This window comes from Chryseobacterium soldanellicola, from assembly GCF_900100115.1.
GTDB classification, from domain to species: domain Bacteria; phylum Bacteroidota; class Bacteroidia; order Flavobacteriales; family Weeksellaceae; genus Chryseobacterium; species Chryseobacterium soldanellicola.
In genome coordinates this window covers 97,290-113,214 of sequence record NZ_FNKL01000001.1, presented here as the reverse complement: position 1 = coordinate 113,214, position 15,925 = coordinate 97,290, and the positions used below count along the sequence as shown (strand labels likewise).

The following is a 15,925-nucleotide window of genomic DNA, read 5'->3' as shown; positions in this document are numbered from 1 at the left end:
GCTTTAGGATTGTAATCGTCTCACTCTTGAAACTCCGTTAATATCCTTTAATTTTTTAAACGTTTCTTCTAATTGGCCTTTGTTTTTTACTTCAAGATTTATATTTCCTGTAAAAATTCCATCGTTTGATTCAATAGACATACTTTTCATATCCATTCCCATGGCGCCGCTGATCACAGTAGTAATATCATTGATCATTCCCATTCTGTCAAGCCCTTCGATCTCAATTTTCACTCTGTTTTTAAAGCTTTCAGCATTTACCCATTTTGCAGGAATCACCCTGTAATCGTATTGGGCCCTAAGATTAATCGCATTCGGACAGTTGTCGCTGTGTACTTTGATGCCGTCTGAAATGGTAATAAAACCAAAAATTTTATCTCCAGGAATTACCGTACAACACTTTGCATAGCTGTAATTCAGTCTTTCTTCATCTTTTCCGAAGACGATCATGTCGAGATTTTGCTCTTTCGGCTCTTCGTAGTGTTGATTTTTTGCAGGAGATTTTCTGAATCTTGAAAGTAAATTATTAAATACATTTTTACTTTCGATATATTTTCTTAAGCTGCTTGCATCCAATTCATTAGTCTGGAATTTCAAAAACAGTTCCTGTGAGCTTTTTAGATTAAAGAATTTCTGAAGCTTATTAACTTCTTCATCATTAAAATTGATTTTGGCGTGACGAAGTTTTCGTTGCAGAATTTCCTTTCCTTCTTCTACGATTTGATTTTTTTGTGAGTTTAAATAACTCTTAATCTTAGATTTAGCTTTTGAAGTAACGACAAATTCCAGCCAGTCTGATTTTGGTTTCTGGTTTTGTGAGGAAAGAATATCGACCTGATCTCCATTTTGTAAAGTATAGGAAATCGGAACCAATTTTCCATTGATTTTTGCGCCTAAACATTTCATTCCCAGGTCGGAGTGAACGGCAAATGCAAAATCCAAAGCCGTGGCGTTGGTCGGTAAAATTTTAATCTCACCTTTAGGAGTGAATACAAAAACTTCTTTTGAATAAAGGTTTAGCTTAATATTATCCAAAAGTTCGGTAGTAGAAAGATCTTGCTGCTGCTCAAGAACATCGCGGATTTCTGCTACCCAATTCTCAAAATTTCGGTCTTCATTGGTCTGTTTGTAGCCTTCCTTGTATTTGTAATGGGCGGCAACGCCTTTTTCGGCAATTTCATCCATTCTTTCGGAACGGATCTGAACTTCAATCCATTTTCGGTCAGGCCCAAGAACCGTTAAATGCAAGCTTTCGTAGCCCGTAGAACGTGGTTGGGTGATCCAGTCTCGCATCCTTGAAGGGTTGCTGTGATAAACATCCGTTACAATAGAGTAGATTTTCCAGGCAAGGAATTTTTCGTTTTTAGCATCAGATTTATAAATAATCCTGATCGCGTAATTGTCAAAAACTTCTTCAAAAGAAACGCCTTGCTTGAGCATTTTTCTGTAAATCGAAGAAATTGCTTTTGCACGGCCTTTTATGGTGAAATTTAAACCTTCTTCTTTTAATCTCTCAGAAACCTCTTTTTTAAATTCCTCAATATAACGTTCACGATTTTCTTTGGCTAATTCCAATTTTTCCGTGATCTCGTTGTAAACTTCCGGATTATTATATTTTAATGAAAGATCTTCAAGCTCAGATTTAATGTTGTATAAACCCAAACGGTGCGCCATCGGAGAATAAATGTAAACCGTTTCAGAAGCGATTTTCTTCTGTTTATCGGGAGCCATGCTTTCCAGCGTCCGCATATTGTGAAGACGGTCTGCAATTTTGATCAGAATAACTCTGAAATCCTCAGAAAGCGTCAGCAGAAGTTTTCTGTAGTTTTCGGATTGTACGGAAATATTCTGATGATTCATAATGGATATTTTCGTCAATCCATTAACGATGTCAGCAATTTTTCCGCCAAAAATCTTTTTTAGATCTTCATAAGTATAGTCTGAATCTTCGATTACATCATGTAAAAGCGCACAGGCAATAGAAGTTGCTCCCAAACCGATTTCTGTGGCAACAATTTTTGCGACAGCGATGGGATGGTAGATGTATGGTTCGCCTGATTTTCTTCTTTGGTCTTTGTGGGCATCTAATGCGATATCAAATGCCTTTCGGATAAGCTTATTGTTTTCCTCATCCAAAGTCCTGTATGTGTTAGAAATCAGATCTTTATATCTTGCTAAGATTTCTTTGTTTTCTTGTTCTAAGTCGTAACTCATTTGTGTGAAAGCCTATATTTAGACGAAAATACGAATTTTTTCGCACTTTTCAAACACAAAAAAATCCGCAGAAGGTTCTGCGGATTTTCGGTTATTAGATTTTAATTTTTAGAATTTAACTTCTGAGTCAATGCCATTGCTGGAAGCTTTGATTTTAACATCCGGACTATTATGGATTTCGGCTTTGCTTCTGGCATCAATATATTTTTTTAAATTATTGTAATGGGCCTGTTCAATTCCCATATTTTCGAATAAGTACGTTTTTAGAACAGAATTTTGAGTAAAAATAGTTTTTGCATCATCTATCTGTCCGTTATCTTTTACAACAACGCTCGCCAGATACTGAGATCCGTTATGAGTTGTGTCATTAAGATATACAATGTAATCTGAATTTCCGAAACCTGAGCTTTCGAGATCAGTTTCGAGTTTCTTGTAATCGCTGCGGTGTTCAAATAATCCAGCTAATATATTTGACATAAGCAATAGTTTTAAATTTGTACTTTAAAGATACTAATAAAATTTCATATATGTTAAATTATTTTTAATAAAATTAACATATAGTTGTTTTATCTATAGAATTATGTTAAAATATTTGAGGATATCTATTGAACGGGCGTTTAAGTTTCTGTATGTGAGATTTAAGTTTTAGCTAGACTTCTTTAAGCTTTATTTTAATATTAATCTATTCTTTCATTTTTAATTTCCTCTACAATTTCAGGATTCAGTAAAGTCGTGATGTCACCAAAGTTGCTAAAATCTCCTTCCGCAATTTTTCTTAAAATTCTACGCATAATTTTCCCGGAACGCGTTTTCGGAAGCCCTGAAACAAACTGAATTTTATCCAGTTTTGCAATCGGACCAATCTGATCAGAAATCAATTGGTTGATCTCTTTTTTAAGGTTTTCTTTCTGCCGGCTTTCTCCTGTTTCCTTTAAAATAACAAAACCGTAAAGCGCATTTCCTTTAATATCATGAGGATAGCCAACAATCGCGGATTCCGCTACAGCAGGATGTTCGTTGATGCTGTCTTCAATCGGGGCAGTTCCTAGGTTATGCCCGGAAACAATGATCACATCGTCCACACGACCCGTAATTCTGTAATATCCGACTTCATCTCTCAACGCGCCGTCGCCCGTGAAATATTTCCCAGGAAAAGCTGAAAAATAAGTTTCTTTATATCTTTGATGATCGCCCCAAATCGTTCTGGCAATTCCCGGCCATGGAAAACGGATGCAGAGATTTCCTGTAACCTGATTTCCGGTGATTTCATTACGTTTATCATCCATTAAAACAGGCTGGATTCCGGGTAAAGGTAGAGTAGCGTAAGTCGGTTTTGTCGGGGTGACAAAAGGAAGCGGAGAAATCATGATTCCTCCCGTTTCAGTCTGCCACCAGGTATCAACAATTGGGCATTTTTTCTTTCCAACATGGTCGTTGAACCAATGCCAGGCTTCCTCGTTAATAGGTTCACCGACAGATCCGATCACTTTTAACGAACTTAAATCATGTTTATCAACCCATTCTGCACTTTCTTTTGCTAACGAACGAATTGCTGTTGGTGCAGTATAGAATTGTGTAATTTTATGTTTTTCAATAACTTCCCAGAATCTGTCTGGCTCGGGATAAGTCGGGACACCTTCAAAAATTACGGTTGTTGCACCATTTAAAAGTGGTCCGTAAAGGATGTAAGAATGTCCTGTAATCCAGCCGATGTCTGCGGTACACCAATAAATATCATTTTCCTGATAATTAAATACATTTTTAAAAGTATAAGCCGTGTAAACCATGTATCCCGCGGAAGTGTGGAGCATTCCCTTTGGTTTTCCAGTAGAACCTGAAGTATATAAGATAAAAAGAGGATCTTCCGCATCCATAATTACGGTCACGAAATCCGGAGAAGCTTTTTCGTATAAATCTGCCATCCAAAAATCTCTTCCTTCCTTCATTTTAATCTCGTTGTGGGTTCTTTTGACGACCAAAATGCTTTCTACGGTTGGTGTTTTTTCAACGGCTTCATCAACAATGCTTTTTAAATCTAAAACCTTGTTCCCCCGATAACTTCCGTCTGATGTGATGATCATTTTTGCGCCACAGTCATTGACTCTTGAAGAAACGGCAGAAGCGGAAAATCCGGCAAAAATAACAGAATGAACGGCGCCCAATTTTGCACAGGCCAGCATCGTTATCGCCAACTCCGGAATCATGGGAAGGTAAATACATACTCTGTCGCCTTTTTCGATGCCCATTTCACGTAAAATATTCGCAGTTTTGTTAACACGGGCGTATAATTCGTTATAGGAAATATGTTGTGCTTTTTCTTTTGGATCATTTGGTTCCCAGATAATTGCGGTTTTTTCGCCTCTTACGGAAAGATGTCTGTCTAAACAATTTTTAGTGATGTTTAATTTTGCGTTTTTAAACCATGTGATTTTGGCCTCATTCATGTCGTATTTTACAACCTTGCTCCATCTTTGATACCACACGAAGTTTTGATCAGCAATCTTGTCCCAGAATTTTTTAGGATTTTTTATAGACTTTTTATATTCCTCAAAATAATGTGGCAGATCTTCTATTAGATAATTTCTCATATCCTTTCGCTTTTTTGAAATTTGAATTTAAATTTATGTTTAATTTGTGAATTAAGCCCTGCAATCCTCAATTTTTTTCTAAACTTTTCTCCAATAATTTATCTTGTCTTTTGATATTAAACAGATAATTTATTTATTTCTGAATGGGATTTAATGTAAACTAAATTTAATTTATAAGAGTAAATTATTTTAATATTCATTTAAACTACTTCCGGTTTTATTTTTTTATTATTGAATAAAATGACTTTTAATTTTTTACTATTTAATTTGTTTATTTCTAAAGGGTTATAGATTTTAAAATTAAAATTTGAAAGGAGATAGGATGGAAATGTAATTAAGATAATTTTACCTGTTTATCCTGATTAAACAAAAAAAATATCTTTTTTATTTGGTTTTTAAAGTTGTTTTAATTTAAATTTGCCAAAAAATTCAGATAAATAAATGGAAATACAAGTTTCCTCATGCGAACATTTGATGTATGTGAGTGAAATACAGCAGGAAATGTATGATTCTGCACAACGGAGAGGAACGGGGATCGCAAAACGTTCCGTAGAATATTTAAGCAGAAAAATTTCAGAGGGTAACGCTGTTGTTGCCACTGAAAACGGAGAATGGGTGGGCTTCTGTTATATAGAAACCTGGTCGCATGGTCAGTTTGTGGCCAACTCAGGATTGATCGTTTCTCCAAAATTCAGGGAAAGAGGTGCTGCAACTTTAATCAAAAACAAAGTTTTCCAACTGTCCAGAAATAAATATCCGACTGCAAAAGTTTTTGGATTGACGACTGGTCTTGCCGTCATGAAAATCAACAGTGATTTAGGGTATAAACCGGTAATTTATTCTGAATTAACACAGGATGAAGAATTCTGGAACGGTTGCAGAAACTGTGTGAATTATGAAATTTTAATGAAAAAAGAACGTAAGAATTGCCTTTGTACAGCAATGCTTTTCGTTCCTGATAATAATAAAGTAAATGGTGTTGTAAGTATTCAACCCGAAAATCAATATCAAAATGAGCAAGAAAGTAATCTTAGCATTTAGCGGAGGTTTAGATACCTCTTACTGTGCCAAATATTTGAATGAAACACTTGGATATGAGGTATATGCAATCACTGTAAATACCGGAGGTTTTTCTAAAGAAGAGGAAAAAGAACTGGAAAAAAAAGCCTTTAATCTCGGGGTAAAAGAATACAGGTGCGTTGATGCTCAGGAAGATTATTACAATTCTTGCGTAAAATATTTGATCTTTGGAAATGTGTTGAAAAACAATACGTACCCCTTGTCTGTAAGTGCTGAACGTACCATTCAGGCGCAGGAAATTGCAAAATATGCCATTGAAATTGGAGCTGATGCCATTGCTCACGGAAGTACAGGCGCAGGAAACGACCAAGTTCGTTTTGATTTAATTTTTCAGGTAATGTGCCCAAATGTAGAGATTATTACACCTATACGTGATTTATCTTTATCTCGTGAAGAAGAAATTGAATTTTTGAAAAACCACGGTTACGAAATGGAATTCCAGAAAGCACAATATTCTGTCAATAAAGGACTTTGGGGAACTTCAGTTGGTGGAAAAGAAACGTTGACTTCCAGAAATTATCTTCCTGAAGAAGCTTTTCCATCACAAATTAAAGAAACTAAGCCTTCAGAACTGGAAATTGAGTTTAAAAATGGAGAGGTTGTGGGTGTAAATGGTGAAAATTTTGAACATTCAGTCTATGCCATTCAGAAAATTGAAGAATTGGCTTCTGCGTACGGAATAGGTCGTGATATCCACGTTGGTGATACGATTGTCGGAATTAAAGGAAGAGTCGGTTTCGAAGCGGCAGCGGCATCTGTTATCATCAAAGCACACCATTTATTGGAAAAACATACGCTTTCAAAATACCAGCAGATGATGAAGTCTCAGTTATCCGATTGGTACGGAAACTGGCTTCACGAAGCGCTTTTCTTAGATCCTGTGATGAGAAATATCGAATCTTTTTTAAGTAATTCTCAAAAAACGGTAAGCGGAAAAGTATTTGTGACCCTTCATCCATACAGATTTATCTTAAACGGAATTGAGTCTAAACATGATCTAATGTCTGATAAATTCGGAAGTTACGGTGAGGCCAACAGAGCATGGACAGGTGAAGATGTGAAAGGCTACACAAAAATCGTGAGCAATTCCTTAAATATATATCATCAGATAAATTCTGGATTTTAACAGAGAACCCGAAGGGTTCAATAACAATAGCCACAGGTATAACCTGTGGAAAAAATAAAATGATTGAGATTAATCAAAAAGAAATAAAAACAGCAGGAATCATCGGTGCCAACGGTTACACAGGAAGCGAATTAGTTCGTCTGCTGGCTTTTCATCCCTATGTGTCATTGAGTTTTTTATATAGTCGTTCAAATTCCGGGACAAAAATTTCAGATTTGTACCCGGATTTAACGACGGTTTGTGAAATGATTTTAACAGATCAGCCTGAAGATGTTGATATTTTATTTTTATGTCTTCCTCACAAAGAAAGTCAAAATTGGCTGATTCAAAATGCTGTAAAAGATGAAACGTTAGTGATCGATTTAGGAAATGATTTTCGTTTAGATGGTAATTTAGGAAACAGAAATTTTATCTATGGTTTACCCGAAATCAACAAAAAACAACTTTTAGGAGCAAAAAGTGTTGCAAATCCGGGATGTTTTGCAACGGCAATTCAACTGGCCTTGCTTCCATTAGCTCAAAAAGGATTGTTGAATGAGGTGTACGCAACGGGAATTACGGGTTCAACAGGTGCAGGTCAGTCTTTACAGGCAACGACACATTTTACCTGGAGAAACGATAATATTTCAGCATATAAAACTTTGACACATCAACATGTAGATGAGATTTTACAGCAATTAATTTCTTTTAATACAAATGAAATCAGTCTGAATTTTGTTCCATGGAGAGGGGATTTTGCGAGAGGAATTTTTACGAGTTCAACGGTGAAAACAGATGTAGAACTTTCAGATATTTATCAATTGTATCAGGATTTTTATGCAGATGAGTCTTTTGTAAAGGTAAGTGAGAAAGCAATTGATTTAAAACAGGTTGTCAACACAAATCGCTGTGTGATTCATATCGAAAAGAGTGGAAATGTTGCGGTAATTCACTCAGCGATTGACAATTTGTTGAAAGGAGCTTCCGGACAGGCCATTCAAAATATGAATATTGCGATGGGTTGGGAAGAGAATTCAGGATTGAACTTGAAGCCTGTGGCGTTTTAATGTCAATTGTCAATAAGTCAATCGTGAATTAAAAACTCGAATCAAATCCGACCTAGGAAAATAGAGCGTTAAGAAAAATATTTTTGTGAACGTTAAGAAAATTCTACTGTTCGAAGCGCGAGAAAAACGTCGAATCGAAGAACAAATGTCGATTTCGCGCAAGTTTTAGAATTTTTAGAGAACAAAAATATTTTTTAGCGGAAGTTTCCAGTCTTGAACTTTTGTTTCTTTTTTCAAGGCAAAAGAAATTATAGAATTTAAAGATGAAGTTGTAAATAATTCATCAAACATCAATTATCATTTATAAATAGACATGAATTTATTCAACGTATATCCATTATTTAACATAAATCCAATAAAAGCTCAGGGATCATTTCTTTGGGACGATAAAGGAGAAAAATATCTTGATTTTTACGGAGGTCATGCAGTAATTTCTATCGGGCACAACCATCCGCATTATCAAACTCAATTAAAAAACCAGTTAGATAAAATATCTTTTTATTCAAACTCGGTTCAGAATGAATTGCAGACTGAACTGGCTGAAAAATTAGGAAAACTTTCAGGTTTGGAAGATTACAACTTATTTTTATGTAATTCAGGAGCTGAGGCGAACGAAAATGCTTTAAAATTGGCTTCTTTTCACAATGGGAAAAGCAAAGTGTTGTATTTCTCAGGTTCGTTTCACGGAAGAACTTCGGCAGCAGTTTCTGTGACAGATAATCCAAAAATTGTAGCTCCTGTAAATTATGACGAAAGATTCATCAAATCTGAATGGAATAATATCGAACAGTTGGAAGCAGTTTTCGAAAAACAAGGAAATGAAATTTCATCTGTCATTATCGAAGGAATTCAGGGAGTTGGCGGAATTATGATTCCAACTGTTGAATTTTTAACTAAAATCAAAGAACTATGTCAAAAGCATAATGCTGTTTTGATTTTGGATGAAGTCCAGTCAGGTTACGGAAGAAGCGGATATTTCTTTGCACATCAGGAATTTGGAATTGAAGCTGATATCATCACAACCGCAAAAGGAATGGGGAATGGATTCCCAATCGGTGGCGTTTTAATTCACCCTAAATTTCAGGCAAGCAACGGTTTGCTGGGAACAACTTTTGGAGGAAATCACTTAGCTTGTGTCGCTGCAATTGCGGTTTTAGACGTTATGAAAGATGAAAATCTCATCGAAAATGCTCAGAAAATGGGCGAGTATATTGAAAATAAAATTAAAGATTTTCCACATATTAAAACGATTCGAAGGAAAGGCCTGATGATTGGGATTGAACTCGACAGAGATTGTTCAGAGGTGAGGAACAGCCTGTTGTACAATCATCATATTTTCACAGGAAACTCCAATGATAAGGCTGTGTTGAGGATTCTTCCGGCACTTAACATTAAAAAAGAAGAAACCGATTTATTTATCGGTGCTTTGAAAACTGTTTTAGAAAATCTTTAAAATCAATTCAAAAATTCTCAAATGAAAAAATTCACCTCTGTAAGCGATGTTAAAAACTTACAGGAAATCATACAAAAAGCATTACAAATTAAAGAAAATCCTCTTTCGGAAACCGGGAAAGGAAAAGGAAAAACAATCGGACTGGTATTTTTAAATTCAAGTTTGAGAACGCGTTTAAGCAGTCAGATTGCGGCGCAAAATTTAGGCTTAAATGTATTAACGTTAAACGCAGCTCAAGAGGCCTGGAATCTGGAATTCGCTGACGGAGCCATAATGAACGGTGATACGGTAGAGCATATCAAAGATGCGATTGAAGTATTAAATCAATATTGTGATATCATCGCAGTTCGTTGTTTTGCAGGAATGAAAAGCAAGGAAGATGATGTTAACGAAAGCATTTTAAGTCAGTTCGAACAACATGCGAAAGTTCCGGTTATTTCTCTGGAATCTGCTACACGTCACCCTTTACAAAGCTTGGCTGATTGTATCACAATTACAGAAAACTGGCACTTCGACAAGCTCAGTGTGCAGCGTAAACCAAAAGTGGTGCTGACTTGGGCGCCTCACATCAAACCGATTGCTCATGCGGTGGGAAATTCCTTCGCAGAATGGATGCAGGAAATGGGTGTTGAATTCGTAATCGCAAATCCGGAAGGCTATGACTTGGATAAAAATTTCACAAAAGATGTGAAAGTAGTTCACAATCAGGATGAAGCGTTGAAAGATGCCGATTTTATTTATGTGAAAAACTGGTCGTCCTTTGATGATTATGCTGCAATGCCTGAAGTGAAAGAAAACTGGATGCTGACGAATGAAAAATTAGAAAATACCAATCAGGCAAAGGTAATGCACTGTCTTCCGGTTCGTCGTAACGTGGAATTGAGTGATGAAGTAATGGATGGTGAGAATTCCATCATTTATCAGCAGGCAAAAAACCGAATTTTCTCGGCTCAGGCGATATTTTCTGAAATTTTAGATGAATTGAATTCTAAATAATGGAAACTCCTTCAATCCTTGTCAAGGTTTTAAACCTTGACAAGGATTTGCGAATCAACTAGAAGCCCCGAAGGGACGACTTAAATCAGAATAGGATGCAATCCTATTAAATGGTTAAAAAATGAAAAACAAATTATACATCATAAAAATCGGCGGAGCATTAATCGATGATGAAGAATTATTGAACGAGTTTCTCGATCAGTTTTCTGAAATTAAAGAACGAAAAATTTTGGTTCATGGAGGCGGAAAATTAGCAACTACTTTAGCTGATAAATTAGGTGTTGAACAGAAAATGATCAACGGACGAAGAATCACGGATAAAGATACGCTGGATATTGTAGCAATGGTTTATGCAGGAAGTATCAATAAAAATATCGTAGCAAAACTTCAGCAGAAAAAATGCAAAGCAATAGGATTTTCAGGAGCTGATGCCAATTTAATTAAAGCCAAAAAAAGACAGCATGCGGAGATAGATTTCGGATTTGTGGGAGATATTGAGAAAAAAAGCGTGAATAAAAAATTGATTTCTAAATTGATTAAACTTGAGTTGGTTCCGGTATTTTCAGCAATCACTCATGACAAAAAAGGAAATCTTTTCAATACCAACGCAGATACGATTGCTTCGGTAATTGCTCAGGCTTTATCTGAAAAATATGATGTTGAATTATTGTATTGTTTTGATAAAGAAGGTGTTTTGGAAGATGTAAATAATTCGGAATCTATCATTAAAAATATTTCGGAAGAAGAATTTTCAACATTAAAAAATGGAGGAAAACTTCATAAAGGAATTCTTCCTAAGTTGGAAAACGCTCTTGGAGCCATAAAAAATAATGTAAATAAGGTATTCTTGATTAAAGAAACCGAACTAAAAAACCATATAGAAAACCATCATGCAGGAACTGAAATCTGTTTATAGTAAAGAAGAATTACTGAATAACGCAGTGGATTTGTTGAAAAAGCTGATTGAGATTCCGTCATTCAGCAAAGATGAATATAATACGTCTTTGGAGATTGAAAATTTTTTCAAAAAACATCAGATTCCGACAAAACGTTTTAAAAATAACATTTGGGCGGTGAACAAAAATTTTGATGTTTTCAAGCCGTCAATTTTGTTGAATACGCATCATGACACGGTAAAACCAAACAAAGCTTACACTTTAGACCCGTTTTTACCAATTGAAAAAGACGGAAAGCTGTTCGGATTGGGAAGTAACGATGCGGGAGCGTCTTTGGTTTCGATGGCGCAGGTTTTTTTACATTTTTATGATAAAGAAGATTTACATTATAATTTAGTGATTGCTTTGACTGCGGAGGAGGAGATTTCAGGTTTTGAAGGAATTGAAGCTTTATTTCCCCAACTACCAAATATCGAGCTTGCCATTGTAGGAGAACCCACGCAGATGAATCTGGCGATTGCGGAAAAGGGATTATTGGTTATTGATGGGGAAATGAAAGGCACTCCTTCTCACGCCGCTCATCCGAATAACGATAACTCCATTGTAAAATGTATGGAAGATTTGCAGCAGATTTTAAGCTTTAAATTTCCAAAAGTTTCGGATTATTTGGGTGAAGTTAAAATTACGTTATCGGGAATTCATGCGGGAGTTCAGCATAATGTAGTTCCGGAGTCGTGCACTTTTACCTTGGATGTAAGGGTTACCGATGAATATTCTAATCAAGAAGCATTCGAAATTATTCAGTCACAGATGAAATCAACTTTAATGGCAAGATCTTTCAGGCTAAATTCCTCAAAAATCGAAATGGAACATCCTTTTGTGCAGGCAGGTCTGGAAATCGGGAGGACAACTTACGGTTCGCCAACTTCATCCGATCAGGCGATTATTCCCTGTACATCGGTAAAACTTGGTCCTGGCGACAGCACACGCTCCCACACCGCAGATGAATACATATATATAGATGAAATAAAAGAAGGAATTGATATTTATATTAAGATTTTAGAAAAGATTTTGTAGGCCGGAAGATGGGAGAGGGATGCTAGAAGGTTGGTAGTACGCATAAATGACTTAGGGAACGGAGGCGTTAATAAAATTGAAATTTAATCCGTTAAAAATTCCCACTGTTTGAAGCGCGACACTAATTTTGAACCGAAGAACAAATTTTGAATTCGCGCAAGTTTTGGGGATTTTAGGATTCAATTTCAATTTTTAGCCGGAGTTTCCAGTCTTGAATTTTTGTTTCTTTTGTTTCAAGACAAAAGAAAAATTAATGTTTTAAAGAAAAAAATATGAAAAAAATATGGCAAAAAGACGATAATGCTACCAATATATTAGTTAATAAATTTACAGTAGGGAAAGATCTTGACTTTGATGAGCGTCTGGCAAAATACGATGTTAAAGGTTCGATTGCACATTGCATAATGCTGGCTGAAGTGGGAATTATCACAAAAGAAGAATCGGAAAAAATCCTTTTTGTCTTAGCTACGATATTGCAGGATATTGAAGATGGTATTTTTGAAATTGATAAAAACGCGGAAGATATCCATTCGCAAGTTGAATCTATTTTAATTGAAAAATTAGGAGATATAGGAAAAAAAATTCATACAGCAAGATCAAGAAATGATCAGGTTTTATTGGATATTAAACTGTATTTATTAGATGAAATCCGTGAAATAACAACATTGACAGACGAATTCTTTCAAATATTAATCAAATTAGCAGATCAGCATAAAAATGTTCTTCTTCCTGGTTATACCCATTTGCAGATTGCAATGCCTTCATCTTTCGGATTGTGGTTTGGAGCTTATGCAGAAGCATTGCTGGATGATGTAGAAATGCTTTATTCGGTTAAAAATATCATTAATAAAAATCCACTGGGCTCGGCGGCGGGCTATGGTTCGTCTTTCCCGATTGACCGTGAAAGTACAACGTATAATTTAGGTTTTCAATCGATGAATTATAATTCCGTTTATGCTCAAATGACACGTGGAAAATCAGAGAAAATGCTGTCGATGGCAATGGCGACTTTAGCAGGAACGTTAGGGAAATTTGCGTATGATGTTTGCTTATATTTAAGTCAGAACTTTGATTTTATAAGCTTTCCAAAGGAATTTACAACCGGAAGCAGCATTATGCCACACAAGAAAAATCCTGATATTTTTGAGTTGGTTCGTGCGCGTTGCAACAGAATTCAATCGTTGCCGAATGAGTTTATTTTGTTGACGAATAACCTTCCTTCAGGCTATCACCGGGATATGCAGCTGACAAAAGAAATTCTTTTCCCTGCAATTGATTCTTTGAAAGAATGTCTTGAAATTTTAAGTTATACATTACCGAATATTCAGGTAAAGGATGGAATTCTGGAAGACGAAAAGTATAAATATCTTTTCAGTGTTGAAAAAATTAATGAAGAGGTGAAAAATGGAAGCTCATTCCGTGATGCGTATGTAAAAGTAGGGCAGGAAATTGAAAATAATGAGTTTGATTTTGAAATCGGAAACCTAAATCATACCCATCAGGGAAGTATAGGAAATCTTTGCTTGGATAAAATAGAATATCAGTTTAATAAATTGAAAAACAAATTATTTGGTTGATGGATTTTCTAGATGCTTCGATAAGCTCAGCATGACATCTCTAATACCAACCGTTTTGTCAGCGATTTATTTGTAGCGGTGTCATGCTGAGCCTGTCGAAGCATCTTTAATTTATAAAAGAAAGGATTCAGTGTTAATTTAAAAAAATTAAGCTAAATCAATCTTAAACTTAGTAGATTTTTTTACCTCATGAAGCACGATAGAGCTATGATATTGCCCGATATTAGGAATATTTGAGATCACATTCACCGTAAAATCATTATAAGAATTAATATCTTTCGCAATGATTTTCAGCATATAATCATATTCGCCGGAAAGACTGATAATTTCCTGAACTTCATCGTGTTGCATGATATTTTTCTCAAAAGTTTCCAACACTTTCTTGGATTGTTCTTTGAGACGGACATTGCAATAAACGACAATATTTAAACCCAGTTTTTCACGATTTAGAAGACCAACATATTTCTCAATAACTCCCTGTTTCTCCAGTTGTTTGATGCGTTCATACGTCGGAGTAAAGGTAAGACCGATTCTTTCTGAAATTTCTTTAACAGATAACGTCGAGTCTTCCTGAATAATACTGAGAATCATTTTGTCTTTTAAATCCATAAAAAGGTTTTGAGTTTTAACAAAAATAGTATTTAAAAATGAAAATATATAGAGAATAAGATTTTTTAATTTATTTAAAACTTTGGTTTTGTCAGTTTATAAAATTGTTGTATCTTTGCACCTAATGAATAACACAGTATTTATATCATTAGAATTACCGGGCGTAGACGCCCTTTACGATATTTATTTATTTTAAGCGAAGATATTTTCTTCGCTTTTTTTTTTGTGGAAAAATTAAGAAATTATGTTTACGATTACAGAACTAAGCACAGAGAGAATCAACAGTATAGTAAAAGAAGCAATGGCTTTTGCAAGCGGAAAAACTGCCAGAATTGAAGGAGAAGTTTTTTGCTCAAATCTCTTTTTTGAAGACAGTACGAGAACCAAAACGAGCTTTGATATTGCCGAAAGAAAATTGGGTTTACAGGTTGTTCCTTTCGATGCGTCTCACAGTTCGGTAAACAAAGGTGAAAGCTTATATGATACTGTAAAAACAATTGAAAGCTTAGGCGTAAACTTAGTCGTGATCAGAGATAAGAAAGACCGGTATTTTGATGAATTGAAAGGTATTAAAATCCCGATAATAAATGGTGGCGACGGAACAGGAAACCACCCTTCACAATGTATGCTGGATTTATTGACAATTTATCAGGAATTCGGAAAGTTTGAAGGCTTAAAAGTAGGAATTGTAGGAGATGTAAAACACAGCCGTGTAGCGAATTCAAATGCAGAAGCATTAAGAAGATTAGGTGCAAAAGTATATTTCTCAGGGCCTGAGCAATGGTTTGATGAAGGAGCTTTAATTAACGGGACGTATTTATCTGTAGACGAATTAATTAAAGAAGTGGATGTTTTAATGTTATTAAGAATCCAGCACGAAAGACACGACGCAAAAATGAGCTTCTCAGCTTCTGAATACCACAAAAAATATGGTTTGACGAAAGAGCGAGAAAAAGCAATGAAAAAACAAGCGATCATCATGCATCCGGCGCCGATCAACAGGGGAGTTGAGATTGACACTGATTTAGTGGAATGTGAACGTTCAAGAGTTTTTAAACAAATGCAGAACGGGGTTTTCGCAAGAATGGCCATTTTAAAGGAAGCTCTTGAAAAAGATGGATATACTTTTAAATAAGAAAGAGCCAGGTTTACAGATTAAAATAAAGTTTGGTGAGCCCTGAAGGGGCGAAATATCAATAGCCATGGATGAAATCCATGCTGATAAATAGAAAGAATAAGAATAAAATAACAGAATGAAGAAGT

At 35.4% G+C, this 15,925-nt stretch carries 13 protein-coding genes; 9 read left to right on the top strand and 4 right to left on the bottom strand.

Annotation, left to right across the window (positions count from 1 at the left end):
• Nucleotides 1-3 precede the first annotated feature (3 nt).
• The 3 genes from BLT04_RS00495 to acs all read right to left on the bottom strand — a co-directional run bounded on the left by BLT04_RS00495 (nt 4) and on the right by acs (nt 4,802).
• A complete protein-coding gene (locus BLT04_RS00495; protein ID WP_089752615.1) occupies nt 4-2,214 on the bottom strand; it encodes a RelA/SpoT family protein in 2,211 nt (736 codons plus the stop codon).
• Between the two features lie 108 nt (nt 2,215-2,322).
• Nucleotides 2,323-2,691 carry a hypothetical protein gene (locus BLT04_RS00490; RefSeq protein ID WP_089752612.1) on the bottom strand — a complete coding sequence of 123 codons (369 nt, stop codon included), beginning with the start codon at nt 2,689-2,691 and terminating at the stop codon, nt 2,323-2,325.
• 200 nt (nt 2,692-2,891) lie between these two features.
• Entirely contained in the window at nt 2,892-4,802 is a 1,911-nt protein-coding gene (gene acs, locus BLT04_RS00485) for an acetate--CoA ligase (protein WP_089752610.1), read from the bottom strand.
• Nucleotides 4,803-5,243: 441 nt separating this feature from the next.
• Here acs and BLT04_RS00480 point away from each other — a divergent pair, with 441 nt between their 5' ends.
• From BLT04_RS00480 to argH, 8 genes are all read left to right on the top strand, one after another.
• A complete protein-coding gene (locus BLT04_RS00480) occupies nt 5,244-5,843 on the top strand; it encodes a GNAT family N-acetyltransferase (protein WP_089752609.1) in 600 nt (199 codons plus the stop codon).
• Nucleotides 5,815-7,008 (top strand): argininosuccinate synthase, encoded by a 1,194-nt coding sequence (gene argG, locus BLT04_RS00475; protein ID WP_089752607.1) that lies wholly within the window; start codon nt 5,815-5,817, stop codon nt 7,006-7,008. Before BLT04_RS00480 ends, argG begins: the two co-directional genes overlap by 29 nt.
• 59 nt (nt 7,009-7,067) lie before the next feature.
• Nucleotides 7,068-8,054, top strand: coding sequence for an N-acetyl-gamma-glutamyl-phosphate reductase (argC, locus tag BLT04_RS00470; RefSeq protein ID WP_089752605.1), 987 nt, complete (start codon nt 7,068-7,070; stop codon nt 8,052-8,054).
• A 313-nt stretch (nt 8,055-8,367) separates the two neighbouring features.
• Nucleotides 8,368-9,507: an aspartate aminotransferase family protein gene (locus BLT04_RS00465; protein ID WP_089752603.1), complete on the top strand. Its 1,140-nt coding sequence runs from the start codon at nt 8,368-8,370 to the stop codon at nt 9,505-9,507.
• A gap of 21 nt (nt 9,508-9,528) precedes the next feature.
• Nucleotides 9,529-10,503, top strand: a complete 975-nt coding sequence (locus tag BLT04_RS00460; protein WP_089752601.1) for an N-acetylornithine carbamoyltransferase — start codon at nt 9,529-9,531, stop codon at nt 10,501-10,503.
• 121 nt (nt 10,504-10,624) lie between these two features.
• Entirely contained in the window at nt 10,625-11,419 is a 795-nt protein-coding gene (gene argB, locus BLT04_RS00455; RefSeq protein WP_089752599.1) for an acetylglutamate kinase, read from the top strand.
• Nucleotides 11,394-12,476, top strand: coding sequence for a M20 family metallo-hydrolase (locus tag BLT04_RS00450; protein ID WP_089752597.1), 1,083 nt, complete (start codon nt 11,394-11,396; stop codon nt 12,474-12,476). The genes argB and BLT04_RS00450 overlap by 26 nt, the downstream gene beginning before the upstream one ends.
• 272 nt (nt 12,477-12,748) lie before the next feature.
• The gene (gene argH, locus BLT04_RS00445; protein ID WP_089752595.1) at nt 12,749-14,053 is read left to right on the top strand and encodes an argininosuccinate lyase; all 1,305 of its coding nucleotides are present in this window, start codon (nt 12,749-12,751) and stop codon (nt 14,051-14,053) included.
• A 147-nt stretch (nt 14,054-14,200) separates the two neighbouring features.
• Here argH and BLT04_RS00440 read toward each other — a convergent pair whose 3' ends face one another.
• Entirely contained in the window at nt 14,201-14,662 is a 462-nt protein-coding gene (locus BLT04_RS00440) for an Lrp/AsnC family transcriptional regulator (RefSeq protein WP_089752593.1), read from the bottom strand.
• A gap of 244 nt (nt 14,663-14,906) precedes the next feature.
• Between BLT04_RS00440 and BLT04_RS00435 the strand changes: the two genes are divergently transcribed.
• Nucleotides 14,907-15,797 carry an aspartate carbamoyltransferase catalytic subunit gene (locus BLT04_RS00435; protein ID WP_089752591.1) on the top strand — a complete coding sequence of 297 codons (891 nt, stop codon included), beginning with the start codon at nt 14,907-14,909 and terminating at the stop codon, nt 15,795-15,797.
• Nucleotides 15,798-15,925 lie beyond the last annotated feature (128 nt).

What these genes read in the sequence shown, in the direction of transcription:
- argB (WP_089752599.1), top strand. Translation starts at nt 10,625, where the DNA reads ATGAAAAACAAATTATACATCATAAAAATCGGCGGAGCATTAATCGAT.
- BLT04_RS00450 (WP_089752597.1), top strand. Translation starts at nt 11,394, where the DNA reads ATGCAGGAACTGAAATCTGTTTATAGTAAAGAAGAATTACTGAATAAC.
- BLT04_RS00460 (WP_089752601.1), top strand. Translation starts at nt 9,529, where the DNA reads ATGAAAAAATTCACCTCTGTAAGCGATGTTAAAAACTTACAGGAAATC.
- argG (WP_089752607.1), top strand. Translation starts at nt 5,815, where the DNA reads ATGAGCAAGAAAGTAATCTTAGCATTTAGCGGAGGTTTAGATACCTCT.
- BLT04_RS00480 (WP_089752609.1), top strand. Translation starts at nt 5,244, where the DNA reads ATGGAAATACAAGTTTCCTCATGCGAACATTTGATGTATGTGAGTGAA.
- BLT04_RS00495 (WP_089752615.1), bottom strand. Translation starts at nt 2,214, where the DNA reads ATGAGTTACGACTTAGAACAAGAAAACAAAGAAATCTTAGCAAGATAT.
- acs (WP_089752610.1), bottom strand. Translation starts at nt 4,802, where the DNA reads ATGAGAAATTATCTAATAGAAGATCTGCCACATTATTTTGAGGAATAT.
- BLT04_RS00440 (WP_089752593.1), bottom strand. Translation starts at nt 14,662, where the DNA reads ATGGATTTAAAAGACAAAATGATTCTCAGTATTATTCAGGAAGACTCG.
- BLT04_RS00490 (WP_089752612.1), bottom strand. Translation starts at nt 2,691, where the DNA reads ATGTCAAATATATTAGCTGGATTATTTGAACACCGCAGCGATTACAAG.
- BLT04_RS00465 (WP_089752603.1), top strand. Translation starts at nt 8,368, where the DNA reads ATGAATTTATTCAACGTATATCCATTATTTAACATAAATCCAATAAAA.
- argH (WP_089752595.1), top strand. Translation starts at nt 12,749, where the DNA reads ATGAAAAAAATATGGCAAAAAGACGATAATGCTACCAATATATTAGTT.
- BLT04_RS00435 (WP_089752591.1), top strand. Translation starts at nt 14,907, where the DNA reads ATGTTTACGATTACAGAACTAAGCACAGAGAGAATCAACAGTATAGTA.
- argC (WP_089752605.1), top strand. Translation starts at nt 7,068, where the DNA reads ATGATTGAGATTAATCAAAAAGAAATAAAAACAGCAGGAATCATCGGT.